Genomic DNA, 21,203 nt, shown 5'->3' on the forward strand with positions numbered 1-21,203 from the left:
ACAGCCTGACGGAAAAAGCGGCAGTACGCTGTAAAGATAAGCGCGCAGCGCCGTTTTTACTCCGCAGGCCGCTTTTGCAGGGTCTCTTTAAGCTGACCAATCAACTGGCGACGGAAATCGCCGAGCCGGGGTTTATCATCATCCAGCCACGGCAAAGGGCGGCACAATTCCATGGCCTTAATTCCCAGACGCGCCGTCAGCAACCCGGCGCCAATTCCCTGTGCGGCGCGTGCCGAAAGCCGCGCCGCGAGATCCTGCGATACCCAGTCCATTCCCACTTCGCGCACCAGTTCGCTGGCACCGGCAAAGGCAATATTCAGCAGCACCAGGCGGAATAACCGCAAGCGGCTGTAATAGCCCAGTTCAATACCATAAAGCGTGGCGATACGATTGATCAGCCGCAGATTGCGCCAGGCGATAAACGCCATATCCACCAGCGCCAGCGGGCTGACTGCGATCATCAACGTCGATTCTGCCGCTGAACGGCTGATTTCGCGCCGCGCCTGCGCATCCAGCACCGGTTGCACCAGGTGCGCGTAGAGGCTGACAATTTCACGATCGCTTTGCGTTTCGTGAATGGCGGCATACCAGCGCTGCATTGCCGGATGTGCATGATCGATGCCCGCCTGCAGCGCCAGTTTTTCGCAAAACGCGCGGCCTTTCCCGGTGGCATGGCTGTGCAGCAAATCACGGGCTTCATCACGCTCCTGCGCTCGCTGGCGCAAACGCCAGAGCCGCCGCCATTCGCTGGCGACCGAACCGACACCGGCGCCGATGATCAACGCCCCGGCCGCACAGCCGCCGAGCGCGACCCAGTCCTGGGTCTGCCAGGCATTCATCGCCCACTGCACACCCTGACCGATGACGCTGACGCCAAACAGCGCCAGCCCGGCGCTGACCATTTTGCGCCACAGACTGCGCTTCGGGCGCAGCGCGGATTCCACGACAGCTTCCGCCTGCCCCTCAGCAGGCAAATCGTCGGTGATGAGCGGCGAGAATTTCTCCGCCTGTTGGGCGTCAAACGTTTGCGCACCTTTAAACTGCGCGTCGGTTTCCGCTTCCAGCGGCCCGGCGAAATCGATTCTTGGCTTTAGCGGCTCGCTCATCGCAATTTATCTCCAATTAAAAACTCCAGCGCGGCGTCGAGGCGAATATGCGGCAGCGGCGTATCCACATCCATCGCCTGCGGGCGAAAAGCTTCGAAACTGAAACCCTGCTTATCCCAGAACGCCTGCCCCGGCAGACGTGCGGGCACTTCACCCGGATAAAAGGTCAATGGCGTACCGTCACTCAGACGATGCCCGCGCAAGGCCGGGATTTTCTCGCCATTCACCTCAATGATACCGCTCTGCGTCGCCTGTACCGAGGCCAGCCCCATGCAATCCATGCTGATACCTTCAAAGGCTGCATTCTGCCAGGCATCCTGGATGAGCTGTTGCAGCAACGACACCATATTGGCGTGCTGATCGAGCGTCACGTGGTCGGCTTTGGTAGCGGCAAACAGCAATTTATCGATCACCGGCGAAAACAGACGGCGGAACAGCGTGCGTTGGCCATAATGGAAACTTTGCATCAGTTGAGTCAGCGCCAGCCGCATATCATTAAACGCCTGCGGACCGTTGTTCAGCGGTTGCAGACAATCCACCAGCACAATCTGGCGATCGAACTTCAAAAAGTGATGTTTGTAGAAACCTTTCACCACATGTTCGCAGTAATAGTTGTAGCGCTCGCGCAGCATCCCGGCATTGGTGTGTTTATCGGCCTGCGCCAGTTTCGTTTCGCCGTCGCCATCGACATCCGGCCACGGGAAGAATTGCAGCGCGGGCGCACCCGCCATATCGCCCGGCAGCACAAAGCGCCCCGGCTGAATAAAATGCAGGCCTTCACGTTTGCACTGATGGAGATAGTCCGTCCATGCGGCAGCAATTTCCGCCAGACGGTTCTCATCGGCTGGCGCAAGCGGATCGAGATCGGCGCACAACGCGCGCCATTTTTGCGACCACGCCTGGCGTTGCCCCTGTAACAGCCCGGTCATCTGTCGCGACCAGCTCAGGTAATCCTGCGCCAGCATCGGTAAATCCAGCAGCCACTCGCCGGGATAATCGACAATCTCCAGATAGAGCGTGGAGGTCTCTTTGAAATGGCGCAGCAGCGAATCCAGGTAATCCTGCGCCAGCATCGGTAAATCCAGCAGCCACTCGCCGGGATAATCGACAATCTCCAGATAGAGCGTGGAGGTCTCTTTGAAATGGCGCAGCAGCGAATCATTCGAGCGAAAACGCAGCGCAAGACGAATTTCGCTGACGCCGCGCGTTGGCGTCGGCCAGGCGGGCGGCGTGCCATAAAGCTGGGCCAGCCCTTCATCGTAGGTGAAACGAGGAATGCCAAAATCGCGCTGGGGGACGCGTTTCACGCCCAGCAACCGCTCTTCGCGCACGGCGCTCAGCAGCGGCAATCGCGCGCCAGCATGCAGGGTAAGAAGTTGATTGACCAGCGCCGTGATAAACGCGGTTTTTCCACTGCGGCTCAGGCCGGTAACTGCGAGGCGTAAATGCCTGTCCATGCCGCGGTTCACCAGCGCATTCAGTTCGTTCTTAATTCGATCCATCGCCATGCTGCATTGCCCTTAGGGTGAAGCCGTAAATCACTTATTTTACATGCCTCTCGGCCATAAAGCGGCGAGAAAATTTATCCGCTGCACGCTTCAGTAACGGTTCCAGCGCAAAGGCCAGCAGTACTCTTGCCGGACGGCGGGCCACGGATTTAACCGCCCAACCGGCGACGCCCGCCGGGCCATAACGCAGCGCGGTGAGCAAAACCAGCTTACCGGCAAATTTCAACCCCGGTTTGACATGCTGGCGTGCCTGTTGCCAGTGACGATTCATGATTTACCTCTTATAACTGACGGAAACGGCTGCGCAGCGAGAAGCTGTCGGAAGTGACATAGCGTTCCATCTGACGCAGGCGATGTTCCCCTTCCGCCAACTGCGCATCGACGGCATCAAGCAGTTCGCTGCTGGAGGGAACGCTTTCCCCTTCCGCGTAATTATCCGGCAGCGGATCGAGGACAAAAAACAGCACGATATAGGCGGCGACGACAAAGAAAAACAGGCCGAAAAACATCGCCAGGATCGCCAGAATACGCACCACTTTGACTTTGATATCCAGATACTGCGCAATACCGGCGCAGACACCGCCCAGTTTGCCGCGCTGCGGGATACGCCATAATTTCTTATTCAGATCTAACGTTGCCATCAGCGATCCCTCCAGTTCGGGTGCTCAGCATCAAGAATATCTTCCAGCGCCTGAATACGTTCACGCATCCGCGCGGCTTCGGCGGACAGTTGCTGGAGCCGCTGCTGCTCGTTCTGATTCAGATCGCCGCGCTGGCGATTGTTGTAATGCAGCCATAACCAGACAGGCAGAACAAACAGGATGAATAGCGTCAGCGGTATAGCCAGAAAAAGCGTGCTCATGTGTACTCCTTACAACAAGTGAGGCGGCATCTTCTGATACCGCCTTATTATTATTGGTTGTCTTGTTTCATTTTGGCTTTCAGTTGCGCCAGTTGCTCGCTGATTTCGTCATCCGCACGCAGTTCGGCAAATTGCTGATCCAGCGATTTTTGTTTACCAAAGCCGTGGCTTTCGGCTTCCGCTTCCATCTGATCGATACGACGTTCGAAGGATTCAAAACGCGCCATCGCCTCATCCAGTTTGCCGCTGTCCAGTTGACGGCGCACATCGCGCGAGGAACTGGCCGCCTGGTGGCGCAGGGTCAGCGCCTGCTGACGAGCACGGGTTTCGCTGAGTTTGTTTTCCAGCTCGCCAATCTCTTTTTTCATCCGCGCCAGACTCTCATCCACCAGCGTTACTTCCTGGCCCAGGGTCTCAATCAGCGCGGTGACTTTCTGTTTTTCAATCAGCGCCGCACGCGCCAGATCGTCTTTATCTTTACGCAGCGCCAGTTCGGCTTTCTCCTGCCACTCTTCCTGCTGGGCGGTGGCCTGCTCAATACGGCGCGTCAGCTGTTTCTTTTCTGCCAGCGCACGCGCTGAAGTTGAACGCACTTCAACCAGCGTATCTTCCATCTCCTGAATCATCAGGCGCACCAGTTTCTGCGGATCTTCCGCCTTTTCCAGCAGTGAGTTAATGTTGGCGTTCACGATGTCGGCAAAACGAGAAAAAATACCCATAATCAGTTCCTCTTCATTTCTGTAATCGGGCGTGGCCCTGCTACAGGCTTATTACAATCTTCGTGCCAGGTTTTTATTCGATTGATTTTAAAGAAGTTGAATAATTTTACCGCAGCGGTGTTTTCATTTAGAGTGGTTAATAAAACCAACTAATGGCGAATTTCATCATGTCAGAATACAAGGATAACCTGCTCGGTGAGGCCAATAGCTTTATCGAGGTGCTGGAACAGGTTTCGCGCCTTGCGCCGATCGATAAACCGGTACTGATCATCGGCGAGCGCGGCACCGGTAAAGAGTTAATTGCAAACCGTCTGCATTTCCTCTCCTCACGTTGGCAAGGGCCATTTATCTCGCTTAACTGCGCGGCGCTGAATGAAAATCTGCTGGATTCCGAATTGTTTGGCCACGAAGCCGGTGCCTTTACCGGCGCGCAGAAGCGCCATCCAGGCCGCTTTGAGCGTGCCGACGGCGGAACACTGTTTCTCGACGAACTGGCCACTGCGCCAATGCTGGTACAGGAAAAACTCCTGCGGGTCATTGAATATGGCGAACTCGAACGCGTGGGTGGCAGCCAGCCTTTGCAGGTGAATGTGCGGCTGGTCTGCGCCACCAATGCCGACCTGCCGCAGATGGTGCAGGACGGCACCTTCCGCGCCGATCTGCTCGACAGACTGGCCTTTGACGTGGTGCTGTTGCCGCCGCTGCGCCAGCGTCAGAGCGATATCATGCTGATGGCCGATCACTTTGCCATTCAGATGTGCCGCGAACTTAAGTTGCCGCTGTTTCCCGGTTTTACCGAACGTGCCCGCGATGTGCTGATGAATTACGCCTGGCCCGGAAATATTCGCGAGCTGAAAAACGTGGTGGAACGTTCAGTCTATCGCCATGGCCGCAGCGATGAGCCGCTGGATACCATCATTCTTGATCCCTTTAACCGTACGTTGACTGCGCCACAGGCTGAAGAGTCTGGCTCAGTCTCCCTGCCGCTGGATCTGCGTCAGTTTCAGCACCAGCAGGAAAAGCAGTTATTACAGCAGAGCCTGCAACAGGCGAAATTTAACCAAAAACGCGCGGCAGAATTGCTGGGACTGACCTATCACCAGCTACGGGCGCTGCTGAAAAAGCATCAAATAAGCTGAAATCGCCGACAATAACAGCAGTCGCTTGCAGACATTTGTACGAAGCCATCGCAAGTGCGATACACTTTGTTCATGAATTTAAACACGTTGAATACATCATGCGTCCGGTTCTCTCCTCTCTGCTGTTGACCGCAAGCCTGTTCGCAGGCGTCGCCCAGGCGGCAGTCACGCCTGCTCCGCTGGCGGATATTCGCGACAGCGGTTTTGTTTATTGCGTCAACGGCCAGGTCGATACCTTTAACCCGCAGAAAACCAGCAGCGGTTTGATTGTTGATACGCTGGCCGCGCAACTCTACGATCGCTTGCTGGACGTCGATCCCTATACTTACCGGCTGGTGCCGGAGCTGGCGGAAAGCTGGGAAGTGCTGGATAACGGCGCAACTTACCGTTTTCGTCTGCGCGATAACGTTGCCTTTCAGACCACGCCCTGGTTCACCCCGCACCGCGCATTAAATGCCGACGACGTGGTATTTACTTTTCAGCGTATCTTCAACCGCAACCATCCCTGGCATAACGTCAATGGCGATAGTTTTCCCTACTTTGACAGTTTGCAATTTGCCGATTCCGTCGACAGCGTGCGCAAGCTGGACAACCGCACCGTCGAGTTTCGCCTGAAAAAACCGGATGCCTCGTTTTTATGGCATCTGGCGACGCATTATGCCTCGGTGATGTCGGCGGAATACGCTGGCGAACTGGCGAAAAAAGATCGCCAGGAACTGATCGATCGCCAGCCGGTCGGCACCGGTCCCTATCAGCTTGATGAGTATCGCGCCGGGCAATATATTCGGTTACAACGTCACGAAAAATTCTGGCGTGGTAAACCGCTGATGCAGCAGGTGGTTGTCGATTTAGGCTCCGGCGGTACGGGCCGTTTATCAAAATTACTGACCGGCGAGTGCGATGTACTGGCGTGGCCAGCCGCCAGCCAGTTGACCATTCTGCGTGACGATCCGCGCCTGCGCCTGACGCTGCGTCCGGGGATGAACATAGCCTATCTGGCGTTTAATACCAACAAACCGCCGCTGAATAACCCGGAAGTGCGCCATGCGCTGGCGCTGTCGATCAATAACCAGCGTCTGATGCAGTCGATCTACTACGGCACAGCGGAAACGGCGGCGTCAATTCTGCCCCGTGCTTCCTGGGCTTATGATAATGAAGCCAAAATCACCGAATACAATCCGGATCAGGCGCGCGAACGGCTGAAAGCGCTGGGGCTGGAGAATCTCACATTACAACTGTGGGTGCCAACCAGCTCACAGCCCTGGAACCCCAGCCCACTGAAAACCGCCGAGCTTATCCAGGCCGATATGGCGCAGGTCGGCGTGAAAGTGGTGATCGTGCCGGTAGAAGGCCGTTTCCAGGAAGCGCGATTGATGGACATGAACCATGATTTAACCCTCACAGGCTGGGCGACGGACAGTAACGATCCGGACAGTTTCTTCCGCCCGCTGCTGAGTTGCGCGGCGATAAACTCGCAGACCAACTTTGCGCACTGGTGCCACCATGAATTTGACGATGTGTTGCAAAAAGCGCTTACTTCACAGCAACTTGCTGCGCGCATTGATGATTATGACGAAGCCCAGCAGATCCTCGCCCGCGAATTGCCGGTGCTGCCGCTGGCCTCCTCGCTGCGCTTGCAGGCGTATCGCTATGATATTAAAGGGCTGGTGCTGAGTCCGTTCGGCAGCGCCTCTTTTGCCGGTGTCTCGCGGGATAAACAAGAGGTGTCGAAGCCATGATTATCTTTACCTTGCGTCGTCTGCTGCTGCTGTTGGTGACCCTCTTTTTGCTGACGTTTGTCGGCTTCAGCCTGAGCTATTTCACGCCCCACGCGCCGCTGCAGGGCGCCTCGCTGTGGAACGCGTGGGTATTCTGGTTTAACGGCCTGCTGCACTGGGATTTTGGCGTATCAAGCATTAACGGCCAGCTTATTTCGGAACAGTTAAAAGAGGTGTTCCCCGCCACCATGGAACTCTGCCTGCTGGCTTTTGGTTCCGCGCTGGTGATCGGTATCCCGGTCGGGATGCTCGCCGGGGTGATGCGCAGTAAATGGCAGGACTCACTGATCAGCGCCATTGCGCTGCTCGGCTTTTCCATCCCGGTGTTCTGGCTGGCGCTGCTGCTGACGCTTTTCTTTTCGCTCAACCTTGGCTGGTTGCCGGTGTCCGGACGTTTCGATCTGCTCTATCAGGTAAAAACAGTCACCGGATTCTCACTGATTGATGCCTGGCTTTCAGACTCGCCGTGGCGCGATGAGATGATGGCAAGCGCTCTGCGCCATCTGGTATTGCCGGTCATGACGCTGGCGGTAGCGCCAACAACGGAAGTGATCCGCCTGATGCGGATCAGCACCATCGATGTGTTCGACAAAAATTACATTAAAGCAGCGGCAACGCGCGGCCTTTCACGCGTAACGATTTTGCGCCGCCATGTGCTGCACAATGCTCTGCCGCCGGTGATCCCGCGCCTTGGGCTGCAATTTTCCACCATGCTGACGCTGGCGATGATCACTGAAATGGTGTTCAGCTGGCCGGGCATTGGGCGCTGGTTGATTAATGCCATCCGCCAGCAGGATTACGCGGTGATTTCGGCCGGTGTGATGGTGATTGGCTCGCTGGTCATTATTGTCAACGTGCTGTCGGATATTCTGGGTGCGCTGGCGAACCCGTTGAAACATAAGGAATGGTATGCCTTACGATAGTGTTTACAGCGAAAAACGCCCGCCCGGCGCGCTGCGCACAGCCTGGCGTAAATTTTATGGCGATACCACCGCGATGATCGGTCTGTACGGCTGCGGCGCGCTGGCGCTGCTGTGTATTTTTGGCCACTGGTTCGCGCCTTATGGCATCGACCAGCAGTTCCTCGGTTATCAACTTTTACCGCCATCATGGTCGCGCTATGGCGATGTGTCGTTTTTCCTCGGCACGGACGACCTGGGCCGTGATGTGCTGAGCCGCCTGCTGAGCGGCGCAGCGCCAACGGTTGGCGGCGCGTTTATCGTCACGCTGGCTGCCACGCTGTGCGGGCTGGCGCTCGGCGTTTTTGCAGGCGCCACCCACGGGCTGCGTTCCGCCGTGCTGAACCATATTCTCGATACGCTGTTATCACTGCCGACGCTGCTGCTGGCCATTATTGTGGTGGCATTTGCCGGCCCGCATCTTGCTCATGCGATGTTCGCCGTCTGGCTGGCGCTGCTGCCGCGCATGGTGCGGTCGGTTTACAGCATGGTGCATGACGAACTGGAAAAAGAGTATGTGGTGGCCGCCCGGCTTGATGGCGCGTCAACGAGCAATATCCTCTGGTACGCCGTGCTGCCCAATATTACCGCCGGGATGGTGACGGAAATCACCCGCGCGCTGTCGATGGCGATTCTGGATATCGCTGCGCTGGGCTTTCTCGATCTCGGCGCGCAGCTCCCTTCACCGGAATGGGGCGCGATGCTCGGCGATGCGCTGGAACTGATTTATGTCGCGCCGTGGACCGTAATGCTACCGGGCGCGGCCATTATGATTAGCGTGCTGCTGGTTAACATCCTCGGCGACGGGATCCGTCGTGCGATCGCGGCGGGAGTCGAATAATGCCACTTCTTGATATCCGCAATCTGACTATTGAAGTGAAGACCGGCGATGACTGGGTTAAAGCCGTCGATCGCATCAGCCTGACGCTGGCAGAAGGTGAAATTCGCGGGCTGGTGGGCGAATCCGGTTCTGGTAAGAGCCTGATCGCAAAAGCGATTTGCGGCGTCACCAAAGATAACTGGCGCGTCACTGCCGATCGCATGCGCTTTGACGATATCGACCTGCTGCGTCTCTCGGCGCGCGAACGCCGCAAGCTGCTCGGCCATAACGTGTCGATGATTTTCCAGGAGCCGCAATCCTGTCTCGATCCCTCGGAGCGCGTCGGTAAGCAGTTGATGCAAAACATTCCCGGCTGGACGTGGAAAGGTCGCTGGTGGCAGCGCTTTGGCTGGCGCAAACGCCGGGCTATTGAGCTGTTGCACCGCGTCGGGATTAAAGATCACGAAGATGCGATGCGCAGTTTTCCCTACGAGCTGACCGAAGGCGAATGTCAGAAAGTGATGATCGCCATTGCGCTGGCTAACCAGCCGCGCCTGCTGATTGCCGACGAACCGACGAACGCGATGGAGCCGACGACCCAGGCGCAGATCTTCCGCCTGCTCGACCGTCTTAACCAGAACAACAACACCACCATTATGCTGATCAGCCACGATTTACAAATGCTCAGCAAATGGGCCGACCGCATTAATGTGATGTATTGCGGGCAAACGGTGGAAACTGCACCCAGCGAGGAGCTGGTGGTTACCCCGCACCATCCGTATACGCAGGCGCTGATCCGCGCGATTCCGGATTTTGGCAGCGCGATGCCGCATAAAAGCCGTCTCAACACCATGCCCGGCGCCATTCCGCTGCTTGAGCAACTGCCGATTGGTTGCCGCCTCGGGCCGCGCTGTCCGTATGCGCAGCGCAAATGCGTCGAAACACCGCGTCTGACCGGTGCGAGAAACCATCTTTATGCCTGCCACTTCCCGCTGAATATGGAGAGCGAATGATGGTTGAGACCTTGCTTGAAGTGCGTAACCTGAGCAAAACCTTCCGCTACCGTACCGGCTGGTTCCGCCGTCAAACCGTGGAAGCGGTTAAACCGTTAAGTTTTACCCTGCGCGAAAAGCAGACGCTGGCGATTATCGGCGAAAACGGTTCCGGGAAATCGACGCTGGCGAAAATGCTGGCGGGCATGGTGGAACCCTCTTCCGGCGAGCTGGTGATTGACGATCAGCCGCTGCATTACGGCGACTATACTTTCCGCAGCCAGCGCATTCGCATGATTTTTCAGGATCCCACAACATCGCTCAACCCGCGCCAGCGTTTGTCGCAAATTCTTGATTTCCCGCTACGTCTGAACACGGATCTGGAGCCGGAAGCGCGGCAAAAGCGCATTCTGGAGACGCTACGCATGGTGGGTTTGTTGCCGGATCATGTCAGCTATTACCCGTACATGCTGGCGCCAGGGCAAAAACAGCGCCTTGGCCTGGCGCGCGCGCTGATCCTGCGGCCGAAGGTGATCATCGCCGATGAAGCGCTGGCCTCACTGGATATGTCGATGCGTTCGCAGTTAATTAACCTGATGCTGGAATTGCAGGAAAAACAGGGTATCTCTTATATCTATGTCACCCAGCACATCGGGATGATGAAGCACATTAGCGACCAGGTGCTGGTTATGCATCAGGGCGAAGTGGTGGAGCGTGGCAGCACTGCTGATGTGCTGGCCTCTCCGCTGCATGATTTAACAAAACGTTTGATCGCCGGGCATTTTGGCGAAGCATTAACCGCTGATGCCTGGCGCCAGGACCGCTGATTGACGAGATTCAGTGGTCGGATTAACTCATTCGGCGACTCATGATAGAATCGCCGCGTTTTAACGACGAGCGCCCCACGAAGAGGACGTTCGCCACAACAATGAATATAAGGATTAAAGCTATGGGTTTTCTTTCCGGTAAGCGCATTCTGGTTACTGGCGTCGCCAGCAAACTCTCCATCGCATACGGCATCGCACAGGCAATGCATCGCGAAGGCGCTGAGCTGGCATTCACCTACCAGAACGACAAGCTGAAAGGCCGTGTTGAAGAGTTTGCCGCCCAGCTGGGTTCCAGCATTGTTCTGGAATGTGATGTTGCTAAGGATGAGAGCATCGACGCCCTGTTTGCGGACCTGGCGAAAGTCTGGCCGAAATTTGACGGTTTCGTTCACTCCATCGGCTTCGCTCCGGGCGATCAGCTGGACGGCGACTACGTCAACGCGGTAACCCGCGAAGGTTTTAAAATCGCACACGACATCAGCTCCTACAGCTTCGTGGCAATGGCTAAAGCCTGCCGCCAGATGCTGAATCCGGGCTCCGCGCTGCTGACGCTCTCCTACCTGGGCGCTGAGCGTGCGATCCCGAACTATAACGTAATGGGTCTGGCTAAAGCCTCTCTGGAAGCGAACGTGCGTTACATGGCGAATGCCATGGGCCCGGAAGGCGTGCGTGTTAACGGTATTTCCGCAGGTCCGATCCGTACGCTGGCGGCGTCCGGTATTAAAGACTTCCGTAAAATGCTGGCGCACTGCGAAGCGGTTACCCCGATTCGCCGCACTGTGACCATCGAGGACGTGGGCAACTCCGCTGCGTTCCTGTGCTCCGATCTCTCCGCCGGTATCTCCGGTGAAGTGGTTCACGTAGACGGTGGCTTTAACATCGCTGCGATGAACGAACTGGAAATCAAATAATTTCCCCTCGCCCCTTCTTCTGAAGGGGCTTTTCCTTCGATATGCCATTCTGATATTTATTATCACCTAACAATCTTTCATCCCGAACTTGCCATGCGCCAGGATAAAGCAGCAAAAAAGATCCGGCGTATAGACCTGACGTCGAATCCGGATCGCCACTTTCAGACCAAGGAACGACCATGGAACGACGCCGGACAGAAGGCAAAAACCACTGGTACCATGAGACCCAGTCGAGTGCCAGCCGTGCGCAGGCGCTACCGCTGGTTCCCGAAGCCGCCACGGTAAATGACCCTTTCCTGCTCGATATCGCCCTGCCTGAAGACCAGGCTGCCAATCTTGACGGTATTGTGACGCCCGCCCGTAAGCTCTACGCCCTGCTTTTCCCGCAGCGCGTGGTGGTTAATCGCCTGCGCACCTTCAGCACCTACGATCGCCTTAGCACAGCGCTTACTGTGGCGCAGGTTTTTGGTATTCAACGGTTATGCAATCACTATGCAGCGCGGCTCGCACCGCTGCCTGGCCCGGATTCTTCGCGGGAGAGTAACTATCGGCTGGCGCAAATCACGCAATTTGCCCGCCAGCTTGCCGCTTCACCGTCAGTGATTGACGCCCGCGCGCGGCAGCAACTGGAAGATGTCGGTTTAACGCAGTATGACGTGGTGGTGATCACGCAAATTATCGGCTTTGTCGCTTTCCAGGCCCGTGTATTAGCGATATTGCAGGCCGTTCTCGGCCAGCCTGTGCGCGTGATCCCTGGCATGGAGATACAGCAGGAAGCCGATGCTGCGCTGTTCGCTAACGCCGACATCACGTGGGAGCCCGCGATTGATGCCGTGGATTTGCGCATTGCTAACGCGCCGCAGATGGAGTCGCTGGCGCACTGGCAACCGCTGCCGGAATTGCGCCTGCTCGCCCCGCTGCTGGCGCATGAGCATTTGCAATTAAATGCGCTGGGCGAGATTTGCGACAAACTGACCAGAGCGACGCCGAATAAACAGCTCGCCGGGCTCGCCGCGCTCTATACCGCCCGCATTAATGGCAGCGTCGGTTGTTTTGCCGAAGCGCTACAGCGGACGCCGCAAGAGAAAGCGATGGAACACGCATTGCGTGGCGGCGAGCGCGAGGTTAATCGCGAAACGGCCGGGAATCCGCAAATCAGGGCATTGCTTCAGTCCGTGCAGCTGCTTACCTGCGCCGCCGACCGCTTCAGCCCACTGCATTTTTCGCTGCTTGTTGAGCAAGGTTTCAGCCGTCAGGCAGCGGTGAGTCTGCTGATGGGTTGCGCCCTGAACGGCTGGCTTAATCGCCTGAAAATCGCCCTCGGGCAAACCACCTTCCCTGAAACGAAATAACGCAGCGGCAGGCGGCTTCGCCGCCGCTTGCCCACACAGATTTTGCTGAAACAGCGCTTGCCGCAACCAGCAGAATCGCGTAAAACTGTCAGCCGCTCTTTTAGCCACGAAAATACATAACTATGTTTCAGGACAACCCGCTGCTAGCGCAGCTTAAACAGCAACTTCATTCCCAGACACCGCGCGCGGAAGGTGTTGTAAAAGGCACGGAAAAAGGCTTCGGATTTCTGGAAGTCGATGCGCAAAAAAGCTACTTCATTCCGCCGCCGCAGATGAAGAAAGTGATGCACGGCGACAAAATCATCGCCGTCATTCACAGCGACAAAGATCGCGAAAGCGCAGAACCTGAAGAGCTGGTCGAGCCGTTTCTGACCCGTTTTGTCGGTAAAGTGCAGAAGAAAGACGATCGTCTTTCCATCGTACCGGATCATCCGTTGCTAAAAGACGCCATTCCCTGCCGCGCGGCTCGCGGTGTGGAACATGATTTTAAAGAAGGCGACTGGGCCGTTGCGGAAATGCGTCGCCATCCACTCAAAGGCGATCGCGGCTTCTATGCCGAACTGACGCAGTTTATTACCTTTGCGGAAGACCATTTTGTTCCGTGGTGGGTCACCCTGGCGCGCCATAATCTGGAAAAAGAAGCGCCGGACGGCGTGGCGACGGAAATGCTTGATGATGGTCTGCAACGCGTCGATCTGACCGCGCTGGATTTCGTCACCATCGACAGCGCCAGCACGGAAGATATGGACGATGCGCTGTTTGTGGAAGAGACCGCCGACGGCAAGCTGCAACTGACCGTTGCTATCGCCGATCCTACTGCGTGGATTGCTGAAGGCAGCAAGCTGGATGATTCCGCCAAAGTGCGCGCGTTCACCAACTATCTGCCGGGCTTTAATATCCCGATGCTGCCGCGCGAACTCTCTGACGATCTCTGCTCCCTGCGCGCGAACGAAATTCGCCCTGCGCTGGTTTGCCGCATGACGCTGGATGACGAAGGTAGCATCGAAGAGAATATCGAATTCTTTGCCGCCACCATCGAATCGAAAGCCAAACTGGTTTACGACGAAGTGTCCGACTGGCTGGAAAATACCGGTTCATGGCAACCGGCGAATGACGCGATTGCCGCGCAGATCCGTCTGTTGCATCGCGTAAGCCAGCTTCGTTCGCAGTGGCGTCAGACCCACGCGCTGGTGTTCAAAGATCGCCCGGATTATCGCTTTGTGCTGGGTGAAAAAGGTGAAGTGCTGGATATCGTGGCCGAACCGCGCCGCATTGCGAACCGCATTGTTGAAGAAGCAATGATTGCTGCCAATATCTGCGCCGCCCGCGTTCTGCGTGACAAGCTGGGCTTCGGTATTTATAACGTGCATCTCGGTTTTGACCCGGCGAACAGCGAGCAACTGGCCGCTATGCTGAAAACCCATGGCATGCATGTCGATGCGGAAGAAGTGCTGACGCTGGAAGGTTTCTGCAAACTGCGTCGTGAACTGGATGCCCAACCGTCCGGCTTCCTCGACAGCCGTATTCGCCGCTTCCAGTCGTTTGCCGAGATCAGCGTGGCACCAGGCCCGCACTTCGGTCTTGGCCTCGAAGCGTATGCTACCTGGACTTCACCGATCCGTAAGTATGGCGATATGGTTAACCATCGTCTGCTGAAAGCGATTATTAAAGGTGAAACGCCGAAGCGTCCGCAGGACGAAACTACCGTGCAGATGGCTGAACGTCGCCGTCTGAATCGCATGGCGGAACGCGATGTTGGTGACTGGCTGTACGCCCGTTTCCTGCAGAACAAAGCCGGTACGGAAACCCGTTTTGCGGCCGAGATTATCGATGTCAGCCGTGGCGGTATGCGCGTGCGCCTGGTCGATAACGGCGCAGTCGCGTTTATTCCGGCCCCCTTCATTCACGCTGTGCGTGATGAGCTGGTTTGCAGCCAGGAAAACGGCACGGTGCAAATCAAAGGCGAAACAGCGTTTAAAGTGACGGATGTTATTGATGTCACTATCGCCGAAGTGCGCATGGAAACCCGCAGCATTATCGCGCGCCCGGCCCTGTAAAAACCTCACCAGCGGCTCCTTCCCCGTCGAAGGGGCCGTTTTTCGCTGCGATCCCTCCCGCATTTTTTTTCAATTCCTCCCAAAAACCGGTAAAAACAGCCACAATAAAACCAGGTCAACTTACTGTTTCGTCCCGATTTATACATTTTTCTCACCAGCGATGCTTATACCCGGACTCGCGTTAATGGCATATTCTAAGAAATACAACGCGTTCGTCCTGATTGCCCTTTAACCTGGGCGGTGCTCCGCCCGTAAAATGAGTACCCGTTGCGCTTTTAGGTGGGTTGGGAGATAGCATGAAAGACTCGCAGGAACAGAATCTGCTGTTTCGTTACCTGGGTTCGCATAGCCCATTCTGGCGATTGAGCGCCGATAGCAACGCCCTACACTTTGCCCCCGATGAAACTGCCGATATCAGCCAGGTGGTGCCTCTCACTGCTGAGCAGGCAGAACAGATCCGCGAAATGACGGTGATCACTTCCAGCTTAACCCTGCATATTTCCGTTTATGGTGAAGAGATGGTCATCCATCTGGTCGGGCGCAAAATTTCCCGCCGGGAATGGGCGGGTACCGCTTCAGCCTGGGACGATACTCAGTCTGTCGCCCGCGATCTGGTTCAGGGGCTCTCTTTTGCCGAACAGGTTGTTTCGGAAGCCAATTCAGTGATCGTGATCCTCGACCGCCTCGGCAATATTCAGCGCTTTAACCGGTTGAGCGAAGAATATACCGGCATGAAAGAGCAGGAAGTGATCGGGCAAAATGTCTTTAAGCTGTTTATGAGCCGCAGCGAAGCCGCCGCCTCAAAGCGCAATATCACGCAATTTTTTACGGAAGGTTCATCCTATGAGGTGGAACGCTGGGTTAAAACGCGCAAAGGCCAACGCTTGTTTCTGTTTCGTAATAAGTTCGTCCACAGCGGCAGCGGTAAAAACGAGATCTTCCTGATTTGCTCGGGTACCGATATTACCGAGGAGCGCCGGGCTCAGGAGCGATTGCGGGTGCTGGCGAATACTGACACCATCACCGGTTTACCTAACCGCAATGCCATTCATGAGATGATCAGCGACGCCATTGCCCACCGGGGCGATACGCAGGTCGGGATTGTGTATCTTGATTTAGATAACTTCAAAAAAGTCAACGACGCGTATGGCCACATGTTTGGCGATCAACTGTTACAGGCGGTTGCGCTGGCCATTTTGAGCTGCCTTGAAGAGGGCCAGGTGCTGGCAAGGCTCGGCGGCGATGAGTTTATCGTGCTGGGGACGAACACGTCTCAGAGCACTCTCGAAGCAATGGCTTCCCGCATCCTGACACGCCTGCGTCAGCCCTTCCGTATCGGGCTTATCGAAATTTACACAGGGTGTTCGCTGGGTATTGCGCTTGCACCCCAGCACGGTGCCGATCGCGAAAGTGTGATCCGCAATGCCGACACGGCGATGTATACCGCCAAAGAGAACGGTCGCGGGAAATTTTGCGTCTTCTCGCCGGAGATGAATCAGCGTGTTTTTGAATATATCTGGCTGGATACCAACCTGCGCCGGGCGCTGGAGAAAAACCAGCTGGTTATTCACTATCAACCCAAAGTGACCTGGCGCGGCGAAGTTCGCAGCCTGGAAGCGCTGGTGCGCTGGCAATCGCCGGAGCGTGGATTGATCCCACCGCTGGATTTTATTGCCTATGCGGAGGAGTCCGGGCTGATTGTTCCGCTCGGGCGATGGGTCATGCTGGAGGTGGTACGTCAGCTTGCGAAATGGCGAGACAAAGGGATCAATTTGCGCGTCGCGGTCAACGTTTCAGCGCGCCAACTCGCCGACCAGACGATTTTTAGCGACCTGAAACAGGCGCTTCACGACCTCAATTTTGAACACTGCCCTATTGATGTCGAACTGACCGAAAGCTGCCTGATTGAAAATGCCGAACTGGCGCTGTCGGTTATTCAGCAATTCAGCGCATTAGGCGCGCAGGTGCATCTGGATGATTTCGGCACCGGCTACTCGTCTCTGTCGCAGCTGGCGCGTTTTCCCCTCGACGCCATTAAGCTCGACCAATCTTTTGTCCGTGAAATTCATAAACAATCCGTTTCGCAATCGCTGGTGCGTGCGATTGTCGCCGTGGCGCAGGCGCTGAATTTGCAGGTGATTGCTGAAGGGGTAGAGAACGCAAAAGAAGACGCCTTTCTGACCAAGAACGGCGTCAGTGAGCGGCAGGGGTTTCTGTTTGCCAGGCCGATGCCCGCTGCCGCGTTTGAGCGCTGGTTTAAGCGCTATCAGGCGCGAAAGATGCGTTAGCTGGCGTCACGTAAGCTCACCGCAGTATGCCGGTTTTGCAGTTGCACCAGGCGTTCCATATAGGCGATATCTTTTGGCTGGACGCAAAACGCCGCATCAACCCAATCTTCCGTAATATCCATCAACTCGCTGCGCGGCAGTTGCAGTACCCGCTGCCGTGCACGTAGCATTGCGCGAACACCGTTCAGACGGGGCTGGAGCGTATCGATAAAAGTACGTACCGCCATAAATCCCTGCCCGACGTCAAAGGTCTGATCCACCAGCCCCTGTTGTTCGTACCACTCTGCGGTATGCGACTCACCTTTGTAGATCAGGTCTTCCGCCAGTTTCATGCCGGAACGGCGAGCGACCAGCGAATAGGCCCCCATACCGGGGAAAAGATTAAAGGCTATTTCCGGGAACCCCATACGCGCATCACGTTGCGCTAACAGAAAGTGGTGCGCCAGCGCCGCTTCGAAACCGCCACCGAGCGCGCTGCCTTCGACCATCGCCAGTGAAATCGCACCGGTGTCAAAGCCGCGTGACGCGGCATGGACACAGTCCACGCAGGCACGTGCATAGGCGCGTAACGCTTCGCGTCGTCCGTTTTTAATACATTCAACAAAGAATTGTAGATCTCCGCCGGTGTTGTACATACCGGGAACCAGCGAACCTGTTACCCAGAAATCCACTGCGAACCCTGCCCGTTTGACGAGCCAGGAGATATTCATGATCTCTTCAATCAATGCGTGGTTGAAGCAAGGGCGCGGCCTGGCGCGCAGCATCATCCACACGGTACGTCGCTCCTCCTCATAGTATCCAGAAAGTTGCGTAAAACGTTCATTATCAGTAAACAGTTTGCACGTAGCCTGGTTGATAACAGTCATTGCTTTATCCTCCGGTAAGAAAAGCGCATTGCGCGCACTGCAAGACTAATCCACGCCAGAACCGGGCTGCGTGTGGCATAATGAATATATGTTGAGTGTTTATAAGATTTTGAGATTTCGTTTTTTTTCTTCTCTTTTTACACTCTTTTCTGCATCATTAATTTATTCATTTTTCGATATATAGGTGAAGGTATGGCAGACATTGACCTTAAACTCCTTGCCGGCCGGATCGATACCGTTCTGGACATACTGGTTGCCGGAGATACACAATCTGCAATTCGCAATCTGGAGATCCTGAAAGCGGAGTTATTAGATCTCGACAATAACGACAAGGCCTCCTCTTCCGGCGCACCGAAAACGCCCTGGGAAATTTGATCTTTATTTTCACCATCACGCGGCAGCAGGATGCGATAGCCGCAGTGGTGATGTCCGAATTCAATCCCTGATTAAAACGACATGACTATGAATTCCCGACAACAAATAATTCTGCAAACGGTGATTGATAAAGGCCAGATGAGCGTCGCCGATCTGGCCCGCATGACCGGCGTTTCTGAAGTCACGATTCGTCAGGATCTGAATACGCTGGAGAAACAGAGCTACCTGCGCCGTACACACGGTTTTGCCGTACCGCTGGATAGTGATGATGTTGAAACGCGCATGATGAGTAACTACACCGTCAAGCGTGCGCTGGCGGATTTTGCCGCTTCTCTGGTTAGCCCCGGCGAAACCGTATTTATTGAAAACGGCAGCAGCAATGCGCTGCTCGCCCGTAAGTTAGGCGAACAGCGCGACATCACCATTATTACTGTCAGCAGCTATATTGCGCATCTGCTGAAAGAGTCGCTGTGCGATGTGATCCTGCTTGGCGGCATCTACCAGAAAAAGAGTGAAAGCATGGTTGGCCCGCTGACGCGACAGTACATTCAGCAGGTGCACTTCAGTAAAGCGTTTATCGGTATCGATGGCTGGCAGCCGGAAACGGGTTTTACCGGTCGGGATATGATGCGTACTGATGTCGTTAATGCGGTGCTGGAAAAAGGCAGCGAGGCGATTGTGCTTACCGATAGCTCCAAATTTGGCGTGATGCATCCTTATACGCTCGGCCCGGCTGAACGCTTCCAGCGGGTGATTACCGATGAAAAACTCTCTTCCGAAGCGCATCAACAACTTCGCCAGGCAAGCCTGATCGTTGATATTGTTAAACCCGGTATTACTGATTAATTTTCCGCCCGCGAAAGCGGGCTATCTTACTTATATCTGGGAATATTCCGACGCGTTGATTAAGACTTTTTACCTGTCTGACTTTCTGCCTGCGAGTAAAATTAATATTAGCGATATAACAGGAAGTGACTATCACTCACGTGATTGTATTACACCTGCGCAGCAAGGTTTCACGGAAGTGCTTTAAGGTGGGCTACAGCTTCTATACTTAAAGAGAACATTTTTCCGTGAATCGATAATTCAGGAGAAAGTATGATGATGTTAACAAGTAAAAAAATGGCCACCGCACTTCTCACCGTAACCCTGGCAATGTCCCTGAGCGCCTGCGGTCACTGGGATAAACGTTCTCGTAATACTGCCATCGGCGCAGGTGCGGGCGCGCTGGGTGGTGCTGTACTGACTGATGGTAGCACGCTGGGTACATTAGGTGGCGCGGCTGTCGGCGGTATTATTGGCCACCAGGTTGGTAAATAATTGGTCAGTGAAACGGCGACAACAAGAAAATAAATATACTTTCTTTTCAGGTCTGAGTTACGCAGTGTAAAAATAAGGCCGCGATTTACATCGCGGCCTTTCTGTTTTTATCCACCGGCAAGTTTGACTTTCATTCCTTTGGCTTCCAGCAGCGATTTTAATAAATCTCGCTTGTCTCCCTGGATCTCAATGACACCGTCTTTTACCGCACCGCCGCATCCGCATTTTTTCTTCAATTCAGCGGCCAGTTTCGCCAGTGTTTCATCATCAGAATCGATACCGGTGATCAGGCACACGCCTTTGCCTTTGCGTCCGCTGGTCTGACGTTGAATACGTACAATACCATCGCCTTTCGGGCGTGCGGCAGCTGCTTTGGGTTCGTCAATACGCCCGGTTTCCGTGGAATAAACCAGACGGCTGTTGTTGTCGCTCATTAAGCCCCCTTACCCAGCGAAACGTTGATGGCTTTCAGGGTTGCGGCGGGATCGGCAGATTGCGTAACCGGACGCCCAATCACCATATAGTCCACGCCCGCAAGCTGCGCCTCTTCCGGCGTCATAATACGGCGTTGATCGCCCGCAGCGCTGCCCAGAGGACGAATGCCCGGCGTCACCAGTTTAAACGCCTTACCCAGTTCGCTTTTGAAACGTACGGCTTCCTGAGCAGAGCAGACTACGCCATCAAGGCCACACTGCTGCGTCAGGCGCGCCAGACGCTCTGCATGCTCTGCCGGTGAAGTGTTGATGCCCAGATCCTGTAAATCGCTGGCTTCCATGCTGGTTAACACGGTCACGGCGATCAGCAGCGGCGCATCGGCGCCAAAAGAGGACAACGCCTCTTTCGCTGCCGTCATCATCCGCGCCCCACCCGAGGCGTGAACGTTAACCATCCACACACCGAGATCTGCCGCTGCTTTCACCGCATGCGCCGTGGTGTTAGGGATATCATGAAATTTCAGGTCGAGGAAAATATCAAAACCACGCTGTTGCAGATCGCGCACCAGTTGCGGCCCGAACAACGTAAACATCTCTTTGCCCACTTTCAGGCGGCAATCGCGGGGATCGATGCGGTCGACAAACGCCAGTGCTTTGTCGCGGTTATCGTAATCAAGTGCCACTACCACCGGGGAAGCAGTCACAGCGCGGGAAGTCGATAAAGGAGTAGATGTCATGATCAGACCTTCTGAAATGAGGCACCCGCACAGGCGCGAAGTGAATAAACGGCGTGCATTCTACCTGCGGGAGCCGGGAAATAACAGTTTCCATTTTTCACCTGCAGAGCGATGTTCCTGCGCAGGTCTGACAAATGGATGTTTAAATCCATT

At 55.4% G+C, this 21,203-nt stretch carries 22 protein-coding genes; 13 read left to right on the forward strand and 9 right to left on the reverse strand.

The annotated features are described in order from the left end of the window. Positions 1–56 precede the first annotated feature (56 nt). The 6 genes from C0557_RS12755 to pspA are packed head-to-tail and all read right to left on the reverse strand — an operon-like array spanning position 57 to position 4,195. Positions 57–1,106: a YcjF family protein gene (locus C0557_RS12755; RefSeq protein ID WP_208658714.1), complete on the reverse strand. Its 1,050-nt coding sequence runs from the start codon at positions 1,104–1,106 to the stop codon at positions 57–59. Beyond that, positions 1,103–2,608, reverse strand: coding sequence for a YcjX family protein (locus C0557_RS12760; RefSeq protein ID WP_208662930.1), 1,506 nt, complete (start codon positions 2,606–2,608; stop codon positions 1,103–1,105). Before C0557_RS12760 ends, C0557_RS12755 begins: the two co-directional genes overlap by 4 nt. Before the next feature lie 40 nt (positions 2,609–2,648). After that, positions 2,649–2,885, reverse strand: coding sequence for a phage shock protein PspD (gene pspD, locus C0557_RS12765; RefSeq protein ID WP_007371961.1), 237 nt, complete (start codon positions 2,883–2,885; stop codon positions 2,649–2,651). A 10-nt stretch (positions 2,886–2,895) separates the two neighbouring features. After that, a complete protein-coding gene (gene pspC / locus C0557_RS12770) occupies positions 2,896–3,255 on the reverse strand; it encodes an envelope stress response membrane protein PspC (RefSeq protein WP_043953511.1) in 360 nt (119 codons plus the stop codon). Then, positions 3,255–3,476 carry an envelope stress response membrane protein PspB gene (pspB, locus tag C0557_RS12775; RefSeq protein ID WP_064566099.1) on the reverse strand — a complete coding sequence of 74 codons (222 nt, stop codon included), beginning with the start codon at positions 3,474–3,476 and terminating at the stop codon, positions 3,255–3,257. The genes pspC and pspB overlap by 1 nt, the downstream gene beginning before the upstream one ends. Before the next feature lie 50 nt (positions 3,477–3,526). After that, on the reverse strand, positions 3,527–4,195 hold the full coding sequence (gene pspA / locus C0557_RS12780; RefSeq protein WP_035885550.1) for a phage shock protein PspA: 669 nt from the start codon (positions 4,193–4,195) through the stop codon (positions 3,527–3,529). A gap of 152 nt (positions 4,196–4,347) precedes the next feature. Between pspA and pspF the strand changes: the two genes are divergently transcribed. From pspF to pdeR, 10 genes are all read left to right on the forward strand, one after another. Further along, positions 4,348–5,334, forward strand: coding sequence for a phage shock protein operon transcriptional activator (gene pspF / locus C0557_RS12785; RefSeq protein ID WP_208658715.1), 987 nt, complete (start codon positions 4,348–4,350; stop codon positions 5,332–5,334). 98 nt (positions 5,335–5,432) lie between these two features. Further along, complete coding sequence (gene sapA, locus C0557_RS12790; RefSeq protein WP_074776597.1) at positions 5,433–7,073, forward strand: ABC transporter substrate-binding protein SapA; 1,641 nt, start codon at positions 5,433–5,435, stop codon at positions 7,071–7,073. Next, positions 7,070–8,035 carry a putrescine export ABC transporter permease SapB gene (sapB, locus tag C0557_RS12795; protein ID WP_074776598.1) on the forward strand — a complete coding sequence of 322 codons (966 nt, stop codon included), beginning with the start codon at positions 7,070–7,072 and terminating at the stop codon, positions 8,033–8,035. Before sapA ends, sapB begins: the two co-directional genes overlap by 4 nt. Further along, complete coding sequence (gene sapC / locus C0557_RS12800) at positions 8,022–8,912, forward strand: putrescine export ABC transporter permease SapC (RefSeq protein ID WP_208658716.1); 891 nt, start codon at positions 8,022–8,024, stop codon at positions 8,910–8,912. The genes sapB and sapC overlap by 14 nt, the downstream gene beginning before the upstream one ends. Next, entirely contained in the window at positions 8,912–9,904 is a 993-nt protein-coding gene (sapD, locus tag C0557_RS12805) for a putrescine export ABC transporter ATP-binding protein SapD (RefSeq protein WP_208658717.1), read from the forward strand. The genes sapC and sapD overlap by 1 nt, the downstream gene beginning before the upstream one ends. Continuing rightward, complete coding sequence (gene sapF / locus C0557_RS12810) at positions 9,904–10,710, forward strand: putrescine export ABC transporter ATP-binding protein SapF (RefSeq protein ID WP_043956859.1); 807 nt, start codon at positions 9,904–9,906, stop codon at positions 10,708–10,710. The genes sapD and sapF overlap by 1 nt, the downstream gene beginning before the upstream one ends. A 122-nt stretch (positions 10,711–10,832) precedes the next feature. Then, on the forward strand, positions 10,833–11,621 hold the full coding sequence (gene fabI / locus C0557_RS12815; RefSeq protein ID WP_007371951.1) for an enoyl-ACP reductase FabI: 789 nt from the start codon (positions 10,833–10,835) through the stop codon (positions 11,619–11,621). 179 nt (positions 11,622–11,800) lie between these two features. Continuing rightward, a complete protein-coding gene (locus C0557_RS12820; RefSeq protein WP_208658718.1) occupies positions 11,801–12,973 on the forward strand; it encodes a CMD domain-containing protein in 1,173 nt (390 codons plus the stop codon). Positions 12,974–13,095: 122 nt separating this feature from the next. Further along, entirely contained in the window at positions 13,096–15,030 is a 1,935-nt protein-coding gene (locus tag C0557_RS12825) for an exoribonuclease II (protein WP_208658719.1), read from the forward strand. 296 nt (positions 15,031–15,326) lie between these two features. Further along, positions 15,327–17,318, forward strand: a complete 1,992-nt coding sequence (pdeR, locus tag C0557_RS12830; protein ID WP_208658720.1) for a cyclic di-GMP phosphodiesterase — start codon at positions 15,327–15,329, stop codon at positions 17,316–17,318. Here pdeR and C0557_RS12835 read toward each other — a convergent pair. Beyond that, positions 17,315–18,184, reverse strand: coding sequence for a crotonase/enoyl-CoA hydratase family protein (locus tag C0557_RS12835; RefSeq protein ID WP_208658721.1), 870 nt, complete (start codon positions 18,182–18,184; stop codon positions 17,315–17,317). The two genes, pdeR and C0557_RS12835, sit on opposite strands and share 4 nt — an antisense overlap. 192 nt (positions 18,185–18,376) lie before the next feature. On the opposite strand from C0557_RS12835, the gene C0557_RS12840 reads away from it, so the two are divergent. The 3 genes from C0557_RS12840 (at position 18,377) to osmB (ending at position 19,879) form a co-directional block, all read left to right on the forward strand. Then, positions 18,377–18,559 (forward strand): hypothetical protein, encoded by a 183-nt coding sequence (locus C0557_RS12840; RefSeq protein WP_007371946.1) that lies wholly within the window; start codon positions 18,377–18,379, stop codon positions 18,557–18,559. An 87-nt stretch (positions 18,560–18,646) separates the two neighbouring features. Further along, the gene (locus C0557_RS12845; RefSeq protein WP_208658722.1) at positions 18,647–19,405 is read left to right on the forward strand and encodes a DNA-binding transcriptional regulator YciT; all 759 of its coding nucleotides are present in this window, start codon (positions 18,647–18,649) and stop codon (positions 19,403–19,405) included. A 255-nt stretch (positions 19,406–19,660) separates the two neighbouring features. After that, positions 19,661–19,879 carry an osmotically-inducible lipoprotein OsmB gene (gene osmB / locus C0557_RS12850; RefSeq protein ID WP_035885807.1) on the forward strand — a complete coding sequence of 73 codons (219 nt, stop codon included), beginning with the start codon at positions 19,661–19,663 and terminating at the stop codon, positions 19,877–19,879. Positions 19,880–19,986: 107 nt separating this feature from the next. Here osmB and yciH read toward each other — a convergent pair whose 3' ends face one another. Both yciH and pyrF read right to left on the reverse strand, forming a co-directional pair. Then, a complete protein-coding gene (gene yciH / locus C0557_RS12855; protein WP_208658723.1) occupies positions 19,987–20,313 on the reverse strand; it encodes a stress response translation initiation inhibitor YciH in 327 nt (108 codons plus the stop codon). Further along, positions 20,313–21,050, reverse strand: coding sequence for an orotidine-5'-phosphate decarboxylase (gene pyrF, locus C0557_RS12860; protein ID WP_208658724.1), 738 nt, complete (start codon positions 21,048–21,050; stop codon positions 20,313–20,315). Before pyrF ends, yciH begins: the two co-directional genes overlap by 1 nt. Positions 21,051–21,203: the final 153 nt, after the last annotated feature.

The organism is Kosakonia sp. MUSA4 (assembly GCF_013085925.1).
Taxonomy (GTDB): Bacteria; Pseudomonadota; Gammaproteobacteria; order Enterobacterales; family Enterobacteriaceae; genus Kosakonia; species Kosakonia sacchari_B.